11 protein-coding genes are annotated in these 19,534 nt (G+C 55.0%); 7 read left to right on the top strand and 4 right to left on the bottom strand.

The genetic code is table 11. The features are described from left to right. Positions 1–3: 3 nt before the first annotated feature. The 4 genes from ABD920_RS10940 to ABD920_RS10925 all read right to left on the bottom strand — a co-directional run bounded on the left by ABD920_RS10940 (position 4) and on the right by ABD920_RS10925 (position 7,634). The gene (locus ABD920_RS10940) at positions 4–3,315 is read right to left on the bottom strand and encodes a SusC/RagA family TonB-linked outer membrane protein (protein WP_345158967.1); all 3,312 of its coding nucleotides are present in this window, start codon (positions 3,313–3,315) and stop codon (positions 4–6) included. A gap of 456 nt (positions 3,316–3,771) precedes the next feature. Then, the gene (locus tag ABD920_RS10935) at positions 3,772–4,650 is read right to left on the bottom strand and encodes an inositol oxygenase family protein (RefSeq protein WP_345158965.1); all 879 of its coding nucleotides are present in this window, start codon (positions 4,648–4,650) and stop codon (positions 3,772–3,774) included. A 181-nt stretch (positions 4,651–4,831) separates the two neighbouring features. After that, a complete protein-coding gene (locus ABD920_RS10930; RefSeq protein ID WP_345158963.1) occupies positions 4,832–6,703 on the bottom strand; it encodes a sodium:solute symporter family transporter in 1,872 nt (623 codons plus the stop codon). A 364-nt stretch (positions 6,704–7,067) separates the two neighbouring features. Further along, positions 7,068–7,634 (bottom strand): RNA polymerase sigma-70 factor, encoded by a 567-nt coding sequence (locus tag ABD920_RS10925; RefSeq protein WP_345158961.1) that lies wholly within the window; start codon positions 7,632–7,634, stop codon positions 7,068–7,070. Positions 7,635–7,893: 259 nt separating this feature from the next. Here ABD920_RS10925 and ABD920_RS10920 point away from each other — a divergent pair, with 259 nt between their 5' ends. From ABD920_RS10920 to ABD920_RS10890, 7 genes are all read left to right on the top strand, one after another. Beyond that, a complete protein-coding gene (locus ABD920_RS10920; RefSeq protein ID WP_345158960.1) occupies positions 7,894–8,910 on the top strand; it encodes a FecR family protein in 1,017 nt (338 codons plus the stop codon). Between the two features lie 147 nt (positions 8,911–9,057). Next, positions 9,058–12,513 carry a SusC/RagA family TonB-linked outer membrane protein gene (locus ABD920_RS10915; protein WP_345158958.1) on the top strand — a complete coding sequence of 1,152 codons (3,456 nt, stop codon included), beginning with the start codon at positions 9,058–9,060 and terminating at the stop codon, positions 12,511–12,513. A gap of 20 nt (positions 12,514–12,533) precedes the next feature. Continuing rightward, positions 12,534–14,111, top strand: a complete 1,578-nt coding sequence (locus ABD920_RS10910) for a SusD/RagB family nutrient-binding outer membrane lipoprotein (protein ID WP_345158956.1) — start codon at positions 12,534–12,536, stop codon at positions 14,109–14,111. A 163-nt stretch (positions 14,112–14,274) separates the two neighbouring features. Then, positions 14,275–15,225 (top strand): RraA family protein, encoded by a 951-nt coding sequence (locus tag ABD920_RS10905; RefSeq protein ID WP_345158955.1) that lies wholly within the window; start codon positions 14,275–14,277, stop codon positions 15,223–15,225. 36 nt (positions 15,226–15,261) lie between these two features. Continuing rightward, complete coding sequence (locus ABD920_RS10900) at positions 15,262–16,545, top strand: mandelate racemase/muconate lactonizing enzyme family protein (protein WP_345158953.1); 1,284 nt, start codon at positions 15,262–15,264, stop codon at positions 16,543–16,545. 269 nt (positions 16,546–16,814) lie between these two features. Continuing rightward, positions 16,815–18,320 carry a mandelate racemase/muconate lactonizing enzyme family protein gene (locus ABD920_RS10895; protein WP_345158952.1) on the top strand — a complete coding sequence of 502 codons (1,506 nt, stop codon included), beginning with the start codon at positions 16,815–16,817 and terminating at the stop codon, positions 18,318–18,320. 213 nt (positions 18,321–18,533) lie between these two features. Continuing rightward, positions 18,534–19,466 carry an RraA family protein gene (locus tag ABD920_RS10890; protein WP_345158950.1) on the top strand — a complete coding sequence of 311 codons (933 nt, stop codon included), beginning with the start codon at positions 18,534–18,536 and terminating at the stop codon, positions 19,464–19,466. Positions 19,467–19,534: the final 68 nt, after the last annotated feature.

The raw sequence follows: 19,534 nt of genomic DNA, 5'->3' as shown, positions 1-19,534 counted from the left end.
TGTTTAGAATGTAAGGGACAAGCCCATGCTGACGCTTTTCAGGATAGGGTAATTGTACCCGTTCCCACTCGTGCCACTGGTAAGCACCCTGTCAGACCCGTTGATGCTTTCCACATCCAGGTCCCTCGTAAGCTTGTAGAGAGGTGACCAGGTCCAGAGGTTCTCCCCTGACAGGAAGACCCTCGCGTTGCTCATGCCCGCTTTGCCGATCAGCGCCTGCGGCAGCATATAGCCCACCTGGATGTTCTTCATCCGCACGTAAGCCACGTTCTGCAAATACTTGGTTTGCACCTGTGCAAGCTCCCCGGAACTGTTCTGCGCCACATACCCTCGGTACCTGGGCAGGTAAGCATCTGGGTTTTCCTCTGACCAGATGTTGCCCAGTTGCCACTCCGGCAGCTTATTATAGGGCCTGTTGTATTGCCCCCAGAAGGTAGAGGCTTCCCTGCCCGGGTACCAGTCCTGCTTTGCCACTCCCTGGAAGAAGGTCGTAAAGAAGAAGTTGTTCCAGTCCAAGCCCAGGTTAACGCCATAGGTGTAGCGCGGCAGGGAGTTGCCGATAATCTTTCGGTCGCCGGGGCTGTCCACCGTATTGTCCCCATTGTTGATGACACCGTCGTTGTTGATGTCCGCGAACTTGATGTCGCCGGGCAGCAACTGCCCGCTGGTAGATGCCCTGATCAGGGCCTGTGACGGGGAGTTCGCGATGTCATCCTGTGAGGTGAAGTACCCGTCGGTCACGTACCCCCAGATCTCGCCTACCGTCTGCCCTGCGTAATAGTCGCTCAGTCTCTTTTCCGGGTTGTTGTACTTGGTAATCTCCGCCGTGTAGTCTGCCAGCGTTACCCGCAGGCTGTAGTTCAGGGGCTTTGATGCGACAGTAAATACGTCCTGCCAATTGGCGGCCAGTTCCCAGCCCGTCGTTTTCAGGTCAGCGTAGTTCCCCTTCGGTACGGCCGTCCCGAATACGGCAGGAAGCGTCATGCCCACGGTGAACATATCAGTGGTCGACCGGATATAGGCGTCCCCGTTAAAGGTCAGCCGGTTTGAAAGCATGCTCAGGTCCAGGCCGACGTTCTGTGTGGTGGACGTTTCCCAGGTCAGCCCGTCCGGAATAACCCCAGGCTGGCTTGTCCGCTGCGGCCTCACCCCGTTCAGCACCCTGCCGGACTGGGAGATGCCGAACTGCTCCTGGAACGCATAGGAGGCGATGTTGCCGTTGCCAAGCGAACCGTACGATGCCCTGAGCTTCAGCTCCGAGATCACACGGGGGGATATCTTCCAAAACGGCTCGTTGGAGATCCGCCAGCCGGCCGATAAAGAGGGGAAAAAAGCGAACCGCTCATCCTCCGGGAATTTAGATGAGCCGTCGTACCGGCCGCTTACTTCCAGCAGGTACCGCTCTTTGAAGGCGTAGTTAAGCCTGAAGAATCCCCCCGCGATGTTCCACCGCTCCCAGCCGCCGCCTGTGCCTATCGATTGCCCCAGTGCCAGGTTGATATCCTGCGCCCCCTCGAAGATCAGGCCGTTCCGCTGTGTCCGGAGCCCCTGGTACGTGGACTGTTCATAATTGTAGCCAGCCATGGCTTTGAAGTAATGCGCATCGCCAAAGACGGACTCATACTCTCCGTATAGGTTCGCAGCCAGGTACCTGGTTTCCCGGTAGGTTTCCTGAATGTCGTTTGTGTTCGTACCCACATATTCAATCACGCCCGGTATTCTGCTGTAGGGAACCGGAACGCGTATCTGCGTCTCGTCATCATCCATGTTCTGAAACGTGAAGTTGCCGTTGACCTTGAACTTGTCGCCGGGCAGGGTGGCGGTAAAGCCCGTCGTGTTCCGGATGAGGCGCTCATTCATGTCAATGCCGTTCTTGCCATACCAGAAGTCGCCCACGGAATAGGCTGCCGAGTAGGTCAGCGTCCCGTCCGGGTTGAACATGGGCACCATGGTGTGCCCCTCATCCGCAATGTTCCGCCAGATGCCGCCGCCCTCGCCCACGTTCAGCGGGTTGTGGTAGGTCATGTTCGAATAGCTGGTGTTGTTGTCGATGTGGAGCCACGGGAACAGCTCTACAGAACCTTTTACCCTGAAGTTATACATCCTGTAATCGTCCGAATTGTAGCGGAACAGGCCTTCCTGCCCGAAGTACCTGCCGGTGACATAGAAGCTCGCCTTGCCGCTGCTGCCGGAAACGGAGAGGTTGTGCTCGGTGGCGCTGGTGTGGTCTTTATACAGTTCCTCGAACCAGTCTGTGTTCCCATAGTACATATACTCGCCGTTGGGCCCAACCTCCACATCCGGCAGGCTGGGGTCATTCGCCCGCCGCTCCAACTCAGCCAGGTACTCCGGGGAGAACTTTACCGTCTTGTTCACGTTCTGCGGCGACTGGGAATAGTCGTTCCAGGCTGTCCAGCCTTCATTGAACATTTTAGCGAACGTATAGCCGTCGGTAACATAATCCGGAACGGCCGTGGGGCTCTTGATCGCATAGTTTCCGGAGTAGGTGACGCTCGTTTTGTCTTTAGAGGGGTCCTTGGTGGTGATGAGGACAACGCCGAATGCACCCCTGGCTCCATATATGGCCGCAGAGGAGGCGTCTTTCAGCACCGTGATGCTGGCAATGTCGTTGGGGTTGAGGAGGCTGGGGTCGCCTTCCACGCCGTCTATCAGCACCAGCGCGCTCCCGCCCTGCCCGATAGAGGTGGTACCACGCACATTAAAAGTGGGGGACTGTATGGGCTTTCCGTCCGTTGGCACCAGGTTCAGGTTGGGCAGAACGCCCTGCAGCCCCTGGGCGAGGTTCGGGACCGGGCGGTTCTCGAACACCTCAGCCGTTACCTGGTCCACGGCACCCGTCAGGTTGGCTTTCTTCTGCGTGCCATATCCTACCACCACCACTTCGGAGAGCGCTTTGGTGTCTTCCAGGAGCGTGACATCCAGGGTGGCCTTGTTGCCCACGGCCATCTCCTGGCTCACAAAGCCGATATACGACAGGACCAGCACCGGTTCCGCGGTACCAGCCGTGCTGAGGGTGAACCTGCCTTCCGCGTCGGTAACGGTTCCGGCGGAGGTGCCTTTCAGCGACACCGAAACGCCGGGCAGCGGCTGACCAGTGGCGTCCTTCACCTGGCCTGACACCGCATCGTCCTGCCTTTTCCCCTCCCGGGAGGGCATTGCCACTGTCGAACCGAAGGCGGCGAACGCAGGCCCGCTTGAAAAACCATCTGCCGGTACCATGCCGAGCATGGCCAGCAGCAGCAGCGAGCACCCCTGGGAGGCCCGTTTGCTTTTGACTTGTAGTTTTGATTTCATATCGAAAGTTTAGTATTAGATAGTTTGTGCTTCGTCTCCAGCAGCGCCTGGAATTGATTGCAGAATTGGTTTTGAACAGGAGGGGGTTTATAATTTGACGCCCTGTGGCCAGATTATTAGTTGGAAGAAAGTAAGGCCATTATATATGCCTTTGAAGATTGTAGTGGGGAAGGCTGTTATTTCTGCTCATAGGCTGCGCTGTTTCATTTTCTAAGTCCGGGTGCAAAGAAAGACCGCCGACGTTACCTGAACATTGAGCAGATGTTATTGATCTGTTATGAAAGCAGGGGGTGCGGGTAAAATGAACAATCCCTGTCGAATAATTTGGGGAGCAGTTTATTACTGCTCCCCAAATTATTCGACAGGGATTGCCGGCAATCAAATGGTACTTATATAGGCTTCTTTGAAATGGCAGGCGTTCCGTTTAAGCCTGTGCCTGTCTCTTATATATAGGTATCAGAACTTTAATGTTGGCGGGAGGTATTTGGCCACCAGGTTTTCGTAGTAGGGGCGCAGCTTATTCCAGTCAGGGGGTGTCGGGGTTTTGGAATACAGATCGTATGGGTTGAAGAGCTTCACCCATTCAAACATCTCATGGTCATGGCTGTCCATCAGGTGGTCATATGCGTTTTCGCGGTGCTGCGGGTAGAAGGAATGGTATCGGAGCATATATAAAGCGGGCTCCGGCAGGTGGTTTTTCATCATCTGGTACACATACTCATCGTGCCCCCACGACATGTGCACGTTGCGAAGGCCGCAGTTCGGGCTGTACACCCCGAACCTGGTATTGTAACGGCTATCGTTGTAGTCCGGGTTGTCTTTGAAAAACTCTGAGAAAACGATTTTGTCCGAAAAGGCACAGCCTACCGGGAAGGTGTCGCCCACCACGGCCCATTGCGGTTCCCCGAAGAGGCAAAGCACTTTGCCCATGTCGTGCAGCAGGCCCACCAGCACCATCCAGTCCGGGTGACCGTCGGTGCGGATAGCCTCCGAGGTTTGCAGCAGATGCTGCATCTGGTCAAGGTCGGTGTCGGGGTCAGAGTCATCCACCAACTGGTTCAGGAAAGTAAAGGCGTCCCATATCGGCATCTCTTTCTTATCGAAGCGCAGGAACTCCTTCTCCTTCTGCAAAACAAAGTCATAGGTCTGGTGAAGGTGGTTGAGCCGGTAAAACTCCTTCACCGTTTCGCGGGCAGGGGTTTCGTAATTGCGGTATTCCTCCTTCGTTTTATCCTGTACGATGTTGTCCGGGTCAGGGAAACGTTCTAACAGGTCTTCTTCCCAAACATCCAGGCTCTCTAATGGGTTTTTTTCGTCTATATTGGTGGCTTTCATAATCTTGATTATTTTAAAATGAAAGTATTTTTATTCAGTGACTTACCTATTGTACTAAATCTAAGAAATTTCGTCCTGTAAATCCTTACATTATTTAGATTAACTACGAAAATCGGATTGAACCTCCGGCCCTGCACATCAGATTCCCCAGCCAAAATTTCCAGCAGCCATATATGCCAGCCTACCAGAAAAAGTAATACAGCGTGCCGATGATCGCGAGTATCCCGCCGGCGGCTATATTGAACGTAGGCTGCGTTTTGAACAATACCGGGTCCGAGACAATCGCCTTTTTATCGGCAGTATCCATTTTAACGTTTGTGTAAATGATCATGCCGAGCATCAGGAAGATCATGGACAGGGTATAGATCGACTCGATCCCGAGATAGCTGTATTCAGCCGAGTAGAGTATTCCGATTATCAGGCAAACCAAGGCCAGCAGAAAAAGGAGATAGCTCGTCTTCAGCAAGCCGTCGTGTCTGCTGCCTTTTGGCCTTGGCACCACTACCTTCTCTCCTCTCTCCATAAAGCTGATGGCAGAGGCCAGCACACAAAGGAAAATAAAAACATAGCCGATGCGCAGAATAAAGGGCATTTCGGGATATATAAGCTTGAAAATGATGCCAGCCGGGATAGTGACAATAGCCGTCCAGAGGGCGGCGTTTTGTGTCATCTGCTTCCAGTACAGCCCCATCACAAACACCACGATCGTTCCCGGGTATATATAACCGGTGTATTCCTGGATGTATTGATACACCTGGTCCAGCGTTTGCAACTGCGGGGCAACCAGGGCGGCTATGGTGAGTGCCAGGATGGCAACAAGCCGCCCTACCCGCACCAACTCCCTGTTCCCTGCCTCCGGCCTGAAGAAGGACTTGTAAACATCGATGGTGAAAATAGTGGACGTGCTGTTGATGATGGATGCCAGCGATGAAACGACGGCAGCGGCCAGGGCTGCAAAGGCGAGCCCTCTGAAGCCGGACGGCACAAAGTTTTTCAACAGCCACGGATAGGCCTCGTCAGACTTTTCGATGGTGCCCACGGAAGCCAGCGGTTTGCCTAAAATGGCGGCCAGTTCCGCAGGGCTGTAGTCGTTGAAGAGCACATACGCCGTAATGCCCGGGATGACGACGATCAGCGGGATCAGGATTTTGAGGTAGCCCGCAAACAGAAGCCCCCGTTTCGCCTCAACGATGCTCTTTGCCGCCAGCCCCTTCTGTATGATGAACTGGTTAAAGCCCCAGAAGCCCAGGTTAGTCAGCCACATGCTGCCCAGGATAACGGCCAGGCCGGGGAGGTCCTGGAAGGCGTCTTTTGTGCCCCCCGCGCCGTCTGGCACCGCTATCCGGCCTTCCGGGATGACCATGACAAAGTGATCCCTGGCCCTTTCATATATGTTGGCAAACCCGGCAAAGACACCATCGCCCCCACCCACGGCGTCTAAAGCGATATAGGTGGTGATCAGCCCGCCGCCCACCAGGAAAATCACCTGCACCACGTCCGTCCAGGCCACCGCTTTCATGCCCCCATATATAGAGTAGATGCCCGAGAATACCAACAGCCCCACGATGCCGTACACCAGCGGCACCCCCATGATCTTCTCCAGCGCCAATGCGCCCAGGTAACTTACAGCGGTCAGGTTCACGAACACATACACCAACAGGTAGAAAATGGCAAAGGCCGTGCTCACGCCTTTGTTGTACCGCTGCTGCAAAAACTGGGGCATGGTGTATATCCCCTTGTCCAGAAAAACAGGCAGGAAATACTTGGCTACAAGTATCAGCGCGATAGCGGCGATCCACTCGTAGGCCGCAATGCCAAGGCCAATGGCAAACCCCGAGCCCGACATGGCGATAAAATGTTCTGCGGAGATATTGGCGGCGATCAGGGAAGAGCCAACGGCCCACCAGGTCAGGGATTTGTCGGCCAGGAAGTAATCCTGGGCCGTCTTCTGCACGCCCTTTTTAGACCTCGATACCCAAAGGCCCAGAAATACGATGATCGAGGCATATAAAACAAAAACGATGTAATCAAGGGTGGAGAGCGTTGAAGTCATAAAGCCCGGAGCGGTTTATTTTTTAGTTGATGATGAAAGGCGTGCCTGCTCCATATACCAGACAGGTCATAGCAGGTATCGGATACAGAAGGAGGTCGCGTACAGGTGGCCGGCTTCTGTCCCGCCCCGGAAAAGGGTTGAAAGAAGCTGCCGTTAGGCTTAAAATCCCGGTGGAGCCGGTATGGGAAGCTGGGTTGGTGCAGGTATCGGAGGCGGAAGCCAATGTTCTGCCGTGCGCACCGGCGCCAGCAGTGCTTTTGGAAAGACCTTCTGGGGGTGTGCGGGTGGGTGACCGACCTGGCAGGCCGTGCAAACAGGGTTGGTTCAAGGTGCGGCGGGCGTTACATCTGCGAAGAGGCTATGCTCAGGCACATAGTGCCGGAAACGGTAGGGAAGCGGCGGCTTCCGGTAAGTAGGCCAGAAAAAACATATAGGCGATTTCGTAGCCCTTGAACCTTTCTTTGATTGACTTGAGCGCCTTGTTCAGGTGGTTTTCGATGTTGCTGTTGCTGGTGTTCAGGAGCCGGGCAATCTCACTGTTGCTCTTGCCCTCCACGCGGCTCATCACAAACACCTGCCGCCGGATGGGGGGGAGCGTGGCGTAGGTTTCTTCCAGTAGCTTTACCAGGTCCCGGTAAGCAACCGTCTCCTCTGTGAAACAACCCGCGTGCTCGCCTGTCGCGGCAACATACTGCGTAAACGCGAACTCATATACCCTGCGCCGCGCTTTGTTATACACAAGGTTCCGGGCGATGCTGAAGAGATAGCCGTCAAAGTTCTGGTCCGCATCCAGCAGGTGCCGCCGTTCCCACACCTTCAGAAACACCTCCTGCACGATTTCCTCCGCATCCACTTTCTGCCGGGAGAGATGCAGCGCAAAAGCATAGAGCCTGGGCTCAAACAGCTTGTAAAGGCTTTCGAATGCAGCCATATCGTCTTTTTTAAGAGCCGATAGGACACTGGCCAAACATACAATACTTCCTGACTTCATATAAAATTAGGCTGAGGTGAGGTGATGAATCTTAAGCAGGCACAGCTATGCAGAGCGATAACTGGAAATCATTACATCGGAAAGTAGAAAATAAAAAACGAAACTGCAAAAGTGAGTACTTAATTAATTTATTTTTCCTCTGGAGGTGGTGCAGGCACGGAGTTGTGTGTAATCCCTATATAAACCCCAGGATAAGTAAATGAAGAAAGGCTTGCTTGATAGATTTTATAGAGGCGAATGCTCGCAGGAGGAAGTGCAGACGGTGCTCAGGTGGTTTCAGGATGAAAACATGGGCCCTGAGAAAGAGCAGGAACTGCATGGCATATGGGAGCAAGCCGGAGAGGGGAGGGCGGCGGAGTCCGGGCATGATGCAGAGGGGATCTTCCGCAGGATTAAAGCCCAGATACAGGAGCCGCAGGAGGAAGCCGGCACAGCAAGCCGCTTCCTGCGGCCGCAACAGCCGCAGTTCTGGTTTAAGGCAGCCGCTGCCGTGCTGCTGCCCTTGTGCCTGATCTGGGCGCTTGTGCAATATGCCTCCTCCGATAGGGCTGCCGCAGTATATGTGTCTGTTTCGACTGCGCCCGGTGTGAAGAAAACAATCAACCTCTCCGACGGCTCCGTGATCACGCTGAATGCAGGCAGCAAGGTCTCCTTCCGCGAAAACTTTGCCGCAGACAAACGCGAGATAGTGCTGCGCGGTGAGGCTTTTTTCGAGGTGGCCAAAGATAGCCTGCGCCCGTTCATCGTGCGCACCGGCAATATCTCCACCCAAGCACTGGGCACGTCCTTTAACATCAACTACAGCTTGTACGACACGGCCATTACAGTGGCGCTGGCCACGGGCGTGGTGCAGATCGAAAAGCAGGAGCGGGACGAGCAGCGGCACTTAGCCAGGCTGGTGCCGGGCCAGAAGCTGTCCTTTAGCAAGGTGTCGCAGCACCATGCCGTGGCGCCCTTTAACAGGAAAGAGGTGCTGGGCTGGAGACAAGGGGTGCTGTACTTCAGGCAGGCCAGTATGGACCAGGTCATCAGGAAGCTGGAGAACTGGTATGGCGTGGATATAACAGTGGACACCCGCGGGATGCACGGGGGGGCGTGGAACTATACCGGCGAATACGAAAAAGAGTCGCTGGATAAGGTGCTGGAAGGCATTGGCTTCGTGAAAAATTTTACCTACAAGCGGACCGAGAACAAAGTGAGCATTGTGTTTAACTAACTTCCAATATGAATGAGCAGATAGAATGAAAACAGCCAGACCCTGAATGGAGCTGGCTGTGGTTGCCCCCCAAAGAAACCTGTTGACGCATTTTCTTTGTGAGGGGCTGTTGTTTAAAGAATTCACTTAATTAAACATCCCAAATTTATGGAAAACAATTTTTACTACCTACTAAAAGGTGGAGCAAGAAAGGCCTTGAGTGTAGCCCTGACGCTGTTGGCCACTGTTTTCTTCGCCTCTGCAGCAGACACAGCGCTCTCGGAGGCTGACATGCAAAAAGCAAGAGTAACGCTTTCACTGACCGAGGCCCCGCTGAAGGAATTTATACAAAGCGTGGAGACCCAGACGCCTTTTCGGTTCACATTCGATGAGAAAGAACTGACCGGGAAAAAGGTGATCACAGTAAAAGCCAGGAATGAGCCACTGGATAAGGTCCTGACACGGATCGCGGCGGAGGCGGGCCTGGAGTTTAAGCTCATCAACAACAACATCCATATCCGCCTTTCACCGGCGCATAAAACGCTGCCGGCAAACATGCCCGCCGCCAGGGCGCAGGCGCAGGCCCCGGTTACCGGGCGCGTGACAGATAACAGCGGCACAGGTTTGCCCGGAGTGAGCATTGCCGTGAAAGGCTCGAGCAGGGGAACTGTTACGGATGCATCAGGGAACTTCTCGTTAAGCGCTTCCCCCGGCGACGTGCTTGTACTCTCGTATATAGGCTATGAAACCAAGGAGGTAACAGTGGGTAACCAGAGCACCCTGAATGTGGTGCTGGGCGAGGACGCCGAGGCGCTGCAGGAAGTGGTGGTAACGGCTCTGGGCATAAAGCGGGAAGCGAAGAAACTGGGCTATGCCACGGCTACCGTGGATACGGAGGCACTTTTAAGCAGCCGGTCCACCAATGTAGGCAATAACCTGGTTGGAAAAGTTTCCGGGGTAAACGTGCAGGCCCCTGCAACCGGACCGGGCGGTTCCTCCAAGATCCGTATTCGCGGCCAGTCGTCGTTTGGCGGCAATAACTCTCCGCTGATCGTGGTGAACGGGGTGCCGATCAATAACAGTGCCGGTGGTCGTGGAAACGGTGCAGGCGAAGGCTTTGCCGGGGAGGCCATGTCAGACACCGGCGATGGCCTGCAGAGTATCAACCCAGAGGATATAGAGTCCATGACCGTGCTGAAAGGCGCCGCTGCGGCTGCCCTATATGGCTTCCGGGCAAAAGACGGTGCCATCATCATCACCACAAAGTCCGGCAAGAACCAGACGGGTATCGGGATCACCGTTTCGTCTACGGTGCAGGCCGACCGCGCGCTTGACTTCACGGATTTCCAATATGAGTATGGCCAGGGCGAAGGCGGCGTGCGCCCTCAGAGCGTGAGCGATGCCCGCTCATCAGGCGTTTGGAGCTTCGGCGAGCGTTTCGATGGCCAGCCCACATGGCAGGTCGACGGAGAGCAGCACCCCTATGTGCCTTTCAAAGACCGCACCCATGCCTTCTACCAAACCGGGCTGATGTTGCAGAACAGCGTGGCCCTGGCAGGCGGAAACGAGCAAGGAAGCTTCCGGGTGTCTTTTTCCGACACCGACTCAGACGCTATCATCGAGAAGTCCGGTTTCAACAGAAGATCTGTGAACTTGGGGGTGAATTACAACCTGACAGACAAGCTGTCCACGCAGGTAAACGCCAACTACTCCAACGAGTACAACAAGAATCCGCCGGTTGTCTCCCAGCAGGACTACAACATAAACTCGACCCTCTATACGCTTGCCAACAGCATCGACCCAAGATGGATGGAGGATGCCTACAAGGACCCGGTAACGGGTCGCGAAATCAACCCGGCGCGCTTTACCAACCGCACCAACATGTACTGGACCATCAATGAGCGTTTCGAGAACCGCAAGCGCGACCGCCTTTTCGGCAACGTTTCGTTGCGATATGAGCTTACGCCCTGGCTTTATGTGCAGGGGCGTGCAGGGCAGGACTTCTTTTCCGTGGACCATGAGGTGAACCGGCCGACAGGCACCGCTTTCCTGCCGCCGCCGTCAACAACCGGCTTTAACGGCAACTACTACCGCGACAAAGAGACCTTCCGCGAACTGAACCTGGACTTCCTGGTTGGGGCAAACCGTGAGTTCGGGGACTTCAGTGTCGACGCCACCTTTGGCGGAAACTCCATGGAGCAGACGTCTCAGACACTAAGCACCTCTGTTACCAACTTCTATGTCCGCGACCTGTACACCATCAACAACGGCCAGGTAAAAGAGCCGGATTTCGACTACTACAGAAAGAAGGTGAACTCCTTGTACGGAACCGTAGACTTCGGCTTCCGGGAATATCTGTTCATAACGCTGACAGGCCGAAACGACTGGTTCTCTACCCTGAACCCGGAGTCGAACAGCTACCTGTACCCGTCTGTGAGCACCAGCTTCGTGTTCAGCCAGGCGTTTGCTTCTTCGCTGCCCACCTGGATTAGCTTTGGTAAGCTTCGCGCGGCCTATGCCGAAGTGGGCGGTGACACAGACCCTTATACCAACCAGCTTTTCTACTCGCTGAACAACAACACGCTGAACGGCGTGCCGCTCGGAACCATTGCCGGTTCCACAAGCCCGAACCCCAACCTGAGACCGCTGAAAGTGAAGGAAGCGGAAGTAGGCCTGGAACTGAAGGTGTTTGACAACCGCATCAACCTGGATGTGGCGGCTTACCGCAAGAACACAGAGGACGAGATCCTGAACGTGGACATTTCCAACGCCTCCGGCTATGGCCAGACAAAAGTGAACGTGGGCAGGCTGCGAAACGAGGGCGTCGAGATGCTGCTGGGTTTTATGCCGGTACGGAACGCCAGCCTTACCTGGGAAACCGCCTTAAACCTGACCTACAACAAAAGTGAGGTGCTGGAACTGGCAAACAACCAGCAGCGCATCGACGTGGGAACAGGCGAATTCATCGGTATTGTGTCGCATGAGGTGGGCAAGCCGCTGGGATCGCTGCGCGGCGTCGATTTCAGGCGCGACGACCAGGGCAATGTGGTAACCTCTGAGGGCAGGATGTTAGGAGGGGAGATCGTGACCTACGGCAGTGCTGTTCCGACGCACACCGGAGGCTGGCTCAACACCGTCAACTTCAAAGGCTTCCGCCTCTTTACCCAGGTGGATTTCAAGGCAGGCCACAAGATGCTCTCGAACTCCAACTTTAACTGGTACCGCCATGGCCTGCATAAGGCAACATTAGAGGGCCGGGAAGGAGGCGTTATTTATCCAAGTGTAACCCCGACTGGTGAACCTAATATAACGGCTGTGCTCCCCGGAACATTCTATAACGGCGTGCGCAGCTTCAGCATCGCCACTCCTTTTGTGTACAACGCCAGCTTTGTGCGTTGGCGCACCGTGTCGCTGGGCTACGACCTGACTAAGTTCCTGAGCGGCACCTTCATCAAAGGCCTGAACCTCAACGCCTATGTTAACAATGTTTTGATGATCAAGAAGTACGTGGATAACCTTGATCCGGAATCACAATTCTCTGCTTCTGATAACCTGGCCGGGCTTGAGGGGCACTCGCTTCCGACTACCCGCAGCTATGGCCTGAACGTGAACATCAAGTTGTAAGACCCTATATGAGCAACACCATGAGAAAGAACCTATATATAACGATGGCGCTGGTTGCCCTGCTGTTTGGCACAGGGAGCTGCGACAAGGATTTTGAAGAAATCAACACCAACCCGATACAGCCTACTTCGCTGAACCCCGAGTATCTCTTCTCGAACGCGCAGCTGATTTCTGCAGTCAACTCGCTGGGTTATCAGGCACCCATTGTGCAGCAGGTGCAGATTCCCTATATGGGGAACCCTGCAGGCGGTAATCTTAACGTGGTGAATGAAACGCAATCTGCCCCCATTTTTAACGACCTGTACACAGGGGCGATCCGGAACCTGACGGATGTGATCGACAAGACGAAGGACGACCCGTCGAAGAGCAACCTCTACAACATGGCCAGGATCTGGCGGGCCTACTGCTTTCAGATTTTAGTTGACACCTACGGCGATGTGCCTTATTTTGAGGCAGGCAAAGGCTTCCTCGAAAGCACGTACCTGCCTAAATACGATGAGGCCTCTGTTATATATGAGGACATCCTGAAGGAGTACCAGCAGGCCACAGACGCGCTGGACCCGAACGGTGACATTGTGCAGGGAGACCTTTTCTACCAGGGCAACATCGAACAGTGGAAGAGGCTGGGCAACTCGCTCCTGCTGCGCACCGGGATGCGTTATACTGAAATTGACGAGGCAAAAGCTCAATCTATTGTAACAATAGCGGTTGATCCGGCAAGAGGCGGTGTCATAACTTCCAATGAGGGCAATGCCTATGTTTCCTATAGTTCGATTTTCATCCATCCCTTCTCAGCTCCGCTAATGGCTACTGAGCGGCATAATTATTATGTGGGAGCTCCGTTCGTGGAGTACCTTCAAAGTACGGATGATCCGCGCCTGGAATACATTGCCGTGAAATACGAGAACCCCGTGAACCCGCTCGAGACAGCAGGGGCAGAGAACACGAATCCAGAAGATCAACAGGGTATGCCGTACGGGTATGATGATACCAACATAGCCAGCGCGCCTGGTTTCCCGGGCAAGATCAATGCTGCTTTCGCCTACTCTCAGTTTAACCGCAGAACGATACTGCGCCTCGACAGGCCGGAGTTTCTGGTGACCTACGCCCAAACGTCGCTGCTCTTAGCCGAGGCAGCGCACAGAGGCTATATTCCGGGTGGTGAGGCTGCGGCTCAGGAGTATTACGAAACTGGAATCAGGGCGCACATGGAGCAGATGGAAGCTTACAGTGGTGATACTGAGAATGCCATTATTGATATTTCGACGGAGCAGGTGGACGCTTATTTGGCACAGCCACAAGTTGCTTATGATCCGGCCAGAGCGCTGGAGCAGATCAACACACAGTATTGGGTGGCATCTTTCCTCCAATACCACGAAGCCTGGGCTAATTTTCGAAGAACTGAATATCCAATCTTGGAACCAATCAATTATCCAGGTCAGGATCCTTCTGTAAATGAAACCGGGGGCGGCTTCATCCGCAGGTTACCTTACCCGCTCAGAGAAAGGTCTGTAAACGAAGACAATGTAGACGAGGCAATTGCCCGGATGGGAGGCAACACCCTTGGAAATCCGGTTTTCTGGGATGTTGTGCGGTAGCGAAGTAGCTGCTTGCCCTACCGAGTAGATTCTATTACTCTTTTTTTATGTGAATATCAGCAAATTTTAGAGGGTAAAACTTATGACGTTAGGTTTTACCCTCTAATAAAGGGTAGGATAAATAAGGATAAGCTGAATGCAGCAGAACCACAAACCAAAGTATATGAACAAAATTTACGCACTCTCTTTCATCGTATTATGCTTTTGCCTTTCCACCGCCGCGTTCGCGCAGCAGATTTCCCGTGAGGAGCTCCTCTTCCTCACGCCTGAATGGAAAGGCGAGCGCTTCCCCGACGGGCGCCCGAAGGTGCCGGACGCGATTATCGAAAGGATGAAACAGGTGACCCACGAAGAGGCCTGGGCGGTGATGAAAGGGGAAAACTACAAGTACCAGTACGCCGAAGGATGGCTGGTTATAAACCCCGACAGCGTGCTGGTGGGCCGCGCCCTCACGGCTACTTTCATGCCGGGCCGCCCGGACATTCAGCGCGTCATAACGGAGAAAGGCCATAAAAAGGATGGCCGGATCAAAGACCAGAATTCCTGGCCCATCGACATGCTGGTAAAGGGAGACGTGTACGTGGCGGACCAGTTCGGGGCGCACGAAAACGGGCCGACCATCGGCGACAACCTGGCCAACTCCATCTACGCCAAATCGGGGAACGGGATTGTGTATGAAGGCGCCATACGCGATATCGCCGGATTAAAAGAGTTAGGGTCCTTCACCTCCTTCGTACGAAGCTATCATCCCTCGCATCACCTGAACAACCCGGACGGGGAACTCAACACAACCCTGATCGGGATCAACAAGCCAACTAGGATAGGCAAGGTAACCGTGATGCCGGGCGACATTGTGCTGGGCCGCGACGGGGGCGTGAGTTTCATCCCGCCGCACCTGGCCGAGAAGGTGGTGAAAACCTCGGAGGTGGTCAGGCTGCGGGATATGTTCGGACACCAGCGCCTCCGCGAGCAGAAATACACGGCAGGCCAGATCGATAACCGCTGGTCTCCGGAGATCGAGAAGGATTTCTCCAAGTGGCTGAACGACCACCTGAACGAATTACCGGTTCCGAAAGAGCAAATCCAGGAAATGTTAAAAACCCGCACCTGGTAGGTTGGTGCAGGGAATCATATATAAAAGACATATAACATGGTAAATAAACACTCCAGGCGCTCCTTCTTAACAAAGGGTGCCATGGCTGGCCTCGCTGGGGCCGGGCTGATGTCGGGTTTTGGAAACGAGCTGCAGGCCGCGGTCGCAAAAGGACCCCTGCAATCCAAGCCCTCTGACCTTAAAATAACGGATATAAAAGCCGGCTACATCCGCAACGGGCACAGCCTGTTCGTGAAGGTATATACCAACCAAGATATATGGGGGTGCGGCGAGGCCGTGGATGCCACGCCCGGCACTTACCACCTGGTAAAGATGTTCGGGGAGCGCATAAAAGGGAAAAACCCGCTCGATGTGAACCGCATTTTCGAGGATGTGCGGCGCGGGGGATTTTTTGAAGGGGCGCAGGCCGGTATGTACATCGCGGTGCTCTCAGCCATTGAAACGGCCCTTTGGGACCTGGCGGGAAAGTCGCTTGGCGTGCCGGTTTACCAGTTGCTGGGCGGGAAGTTCAGGGACAAGATCAGGGTGTACTGCGACACGGCCGCCTACCGCGAGAGGAACCCGACCCCGAAGATGTTCGGGGAAGCCGCCAAGGACGTGGTGAAGCGGAAGTTTACCGCAGTGAAGCTGGACATCGACCAGGCGCAGGACCCTAACAAATACGATCACTACAACTGGACCGCCAGCCCCGCCGAACTCGACAGGATGTACAACCAGATTGCCGCCGTGCGGGAAGCAGTGGGCCCCCATATAGATATATGCGTGGACATGCACGGCCGCTACGACACCACCACCGGGCAGCGCGTCGCCAAAATGATGGAGCCGCTGAACCTGATGTTCTTGGAAGAGCCCATCCCGGCTGAGAACGTGGACGCGCTCAAACTCATCAGTGACTCCACCACCACCCCGATCTGTGTGGGGGAGAACCTGTACCTGGCCCACGGGTTCCGGAAGTTGCTGGAGATTGGCGCCGCGGATATGATCATGCCCGACTTGCAGAAAGCCGGCGGGCTGGGCGAGGGCCAGCGCATTGCCAACCTGGCGAACCTCTACTACGTGCCTTTCTCGCCGCATATGGTCGGCTCTTACCTGGCCGCGATGGCCTCAAGCCACGTGTGCGCCTCGGTGCCCAACTTCGCCATCCTGGAATGGCAACTCTACTTCCACACCGATCCCATGTTCAAAGACATCGTGACGTTTGATGGCGAGATGATCGAAGACGGGTATATCGTCCTGCGGAATAAGCCAGGCATCGGGGTGGAGATTAATGAGGAGGGAATGAAGAAGTACGCGACCAAGGGGTACCCCTTCTTCGTCTGATTTTAGGCAGCGAGCATAGCGGCAGGCAATAGGGAAACAGGACCCCATAACATAGGGTATCCTGCGTCCATCAGGTAGGAGCGTGCAGACGGCCGGTTTCTTGCCGGAGTACAAGCGCCGGGCTTTCATATGGGCTTCGGCTGGTGGATGTTGCAGAGAGCATATTGGCCGGTTGAAAACATAGAAAGGTTCTATAACAGGTTCGAACCTCTGGATAGAGAAGAATCAATATTTCATACATCATATTAAATCATAACTAATAATTTTCTATGAAAAGTATTATACATCAGATTTCTGAGAGGTTTAAGGCGGAAGAAAAACAGGAAGCGATTGCAAGGCAGGCAGAACTTCAGGACCCTGCAACCACCAACAACCGCCGTGAGTTTCTGAAGCGTACCGCTTTGGGTGGAATTGCACTGGGGGGCTTAATGTCCTGTGCTCCCATAGAAGACGTCATGGCCCAAACCACCTCCAAGGTAAACCGCTTGTCGAACCCGTCTGACCTGAAGATAACCGACATGCGGGTGGCCGTACTGCAGGTAACAGGCCGCCAGCCCGTTATCCGCATCGACACGAATCAGGGCATATATGGCCTGGGCGATGTGCGCGACGGCGGCGACGAGCGCTACGCCCTGATGCTTAAGAGCCGCCTGTTGGGCGAGAACCCCTGTAACGTGGAGAAACTCTGGAAGAAGATCCGGCAGTTTGGGTACCACGGGCGGCAGGGCGGCGGCGTGTGCGCCGTGGAGATGGCCCTCTGGGATCTGGCGGGCAAGGCTTACGGTGTGCCGGCCTGGCAGTTGCTGGGCGGCAGGTACCGCGACAAGATACGCCTCTACGCCGATACGCCGGGAGCCAACAGTCCTGAAGAATTTGCAAAAACAATGGAGTTAAGGGTGAAGGACCAGGGATTCACCTGGCTGAAAATGGACCTGGGCATTCATGTGGTTGCTAACCAGCCCGGCACCATCGTGAACAGCAAGTTCTGGTCCGGGGCAGACGGGAAAATGCAGGGCCAGTACGACACCCGCGACTATATGAGCTATGGCAGTACCCTGCACCCTTTCACGCAGGTACAGATAACGGAAAAAGGGTTGGACGCCCTGGCGCAGTACGTGGAGCAGGTGCGCAACGCGGTGGGCTATGAGATTCCGCTTTCCTCCGACCACTTCGGCCACTTCGATGTGAACAACTCGATTCGTTTCGCAAAGCGAATGGAGCCCTACAGGCTGGCCTGGGTGGAGGACATGGTGCCGTGGATGGACACTGAGAAATGGAAGGTGCTGACGCATGCCATCGAGACGCCGACCATTACCGGCGAGGATATCTTCGGGCTGAGAGGGGGCTTCAAGCCGCTGATCGACGCGCAGGCCGTGGACCTGATCCACCCGGACCTGGGCACCTCCGGCGGGCTGCTGGAGACCAAGCGCATCGGCGACTACGCCGAGGAGCAGGGCATCGCCATGGCGATGCACCAGGCCGGCTCGCCCGTCACGTTCATGGCCAACGTGCACTGCGCGGCTGCCACGCAAAACTTCCTGTCGCTGGAGCACCACTCCGTGGATGATCCCTGGTGGGAGAAGCTGGTGAAGCCGACGGGCAAGCAACCCCTGATCACCAAGGGCTTTGCCAACGTGCCGCTCGACGCGCCGGGCCTGGGCATCGAACTGAATGACGAGGTGATGAAGCAGCACCTCCATCCAAAAGCAAAGGGCTATTTCGAGCCGACACCGGAATGGAACGAGCCGCGCTCGCATGACAGGCTCTGGAGCTGATTTATGGAAGGCAGGTTTGGCAGCGTTTCTCTGTTAAGCCTGCCTTTTTATTACCAGGGATGATTTTTTGATGAATAGCAGCGAGGAGTTCAGGTTCAGATAACGGCTTAATCTTTTTTTAGGGGTATCTTCTGATCCGAAAGCCCAATAGTGGCCGGACCATTCTTTGGCGGATGGTCTGTAGCCAATGTGTAAATAATAATGCGTGATATCATGAGACAAAAAGTACTGCTACTGATAGCCTTATTTTTTTGCGGTTTTGTTGCCCAGGCCCAACGGCTGGGGGCCTCCCCTGAGTACGTCAAAATGCTGACCTCCCAGTGGAAGGGGGAGCGCTTTGCCGACGGCCGGCCCAAGGTGCCGGACATTGTGCTGGAGCGGTTGCAGCACGCGACTCTGGAGCAGGTGTGGGGCTATCTGGGAAACAAAGGCTACCGCAACCAGGTGGCCAAGGACTGGGTGATCCTCAAACCCAATGAAACCATGGTGGGGCGCGTGGTAACCGCACAGTTTATGCCCACCAGGCCTGACCTCGACAGCCTTGTAAGGGCGCAGGGCAAAGCAGAAGGGCGCTCCCAGAAGGGCGGCATCAATATATGGCCGATCGATATCCTGACGAAAGGCGATGTGTATGTGGCAGACGGTTTCGGGAAGGTGAAAGACGGCACCCTGATCGGGTCCAGTCTGGGCAACGCCATATATGGCAAGACCGGGAAGGGCGTCATCTTCAACGGCTCTGTCCGGGATATGCAGGAACTGAAGGCCACCGAGGGGTTCAATGCCTGGGTGAAAGGACACGACCCCTCTTATATAAAAGACATGACACCGACCGCTATCAACGCCCCCATCCGCATCGGGGAGGTGACGGTGTTCCCGGGTGATGTGGTGTTTGCCAACGAGTACGGCGTGGTGTTCATTCCGGCCCATCTGGTGGAGGGGCTGGTGTCTGCCTCCGAAATGACGGCCCTGCGCGACGAGTTTGAGCGGGTGCTGCTGCAGCAGGGCAAGTACCCGTCCGGGGAGATCCACGGCGACTGGTCCGACAAGATCAAGAACGAGTTCAGGGCCTGGGTTGCCAAATACCCCAGGAAGCTGGCCATCACATCAAAAGACATCGAAGCCTACCTGGCGAAAAAGGATAATTGATGGGGCAAAAAGCAGTTAGCCGAAGCAAAAGTACGCTGGCCAACAGCCCAAAACGATACAGGCTGAAG

This window comes from Pontibacter saemangeumensis (genome assembly GCF_039541895.1).
GTDB lineage: Bacteria > Bacteroidota > Bacteroidia > Cytophagales > Hymenobacteraceae > Pontibacter > Pontibacter saemangeumensis.
This window is presented reverse-complemented; position numbering and strand designations above follow the sequence as displayed.

Bases quoted from the DNA above. Each gene is read 5' to 3' on its own strand.
- ABD920_RS10935 (WP_345158965.1), bottom strand. From the start codon at position 4,650: ATGAAAGCCACCAATATAGACGAAAAAAACCCATTAGAGAGCCTGGAT.
- ABD920_RS10915 (WP_345158958.1), top strand. From the start codon at position 9,058: ATGGAAAACAATTTTTACTACCTACTAAAAGGTGGAGCAAGAAAGGCC.
- ABD920_RS10895 (WP_345158952.1), top strand. From the start codon at position 16,815: ATGAAAAGTATTATACATCAGATTTCTGAGAGGTTTAAGGCGGAAGAA.
- ABD920_RS10925 (WP_345158961.1), bottom strand. From the start codon at position 7,634: ATGGCTGCATTCGAAAGCCTTTACAAGCTGTTTGAGCCCAGGCTCTAT.
- ABD920_RS10900 (WP_345158953.1), top strand. From the start codon at position 15,262: ATGGTAAATAAACACTCCAGGCGCTCCTTCTTAACAAAGGGTGCCATG.
- ABD920_RS10940 (WP_345158967.1), bottom strand. From the start codon at position 3,315: ATGAAATCAAAACTACAAGTCAAAAGCAAACGGGCCTCCCAGGGGTGC.
- ABD920_RS10905 (WP_345158955.1), top strand. From the start codon at position 14,275: ATGAACAAAATTTACGCACTCTCTTTCATCGTATTATGCTTTTGCCTT.
- ABD920_RS10910 (WP_345158956.1), top strand. From the start codon at position 12,534: ATGAGAAAGAACCTATATATAACGATGGCGCTGGTTGCCCTGCTGTTT.
- ABD920_RS10920 (WP_345158960.1), top strand. From the start codon at position 7,894: ATGAAGAAAGGCTTGCTTGATAGATTTTATAGAGGCGAATGCTCGCAG.
- ABD920_RS10890 (WP_345158950.1), top strand. From the start codon at position 18,534: ATGAGACAAAAAGTACTGCTACTGATAGCCTTATTTTTTTGCGGTTTT.
- ABD920_RS10930 (WP_345158963.1), bottom strand. From the start codon at position 6,703: ATGACTTCAACGCTCTCCACCCTTGATTACATCGTTTTTGTTTTATAT.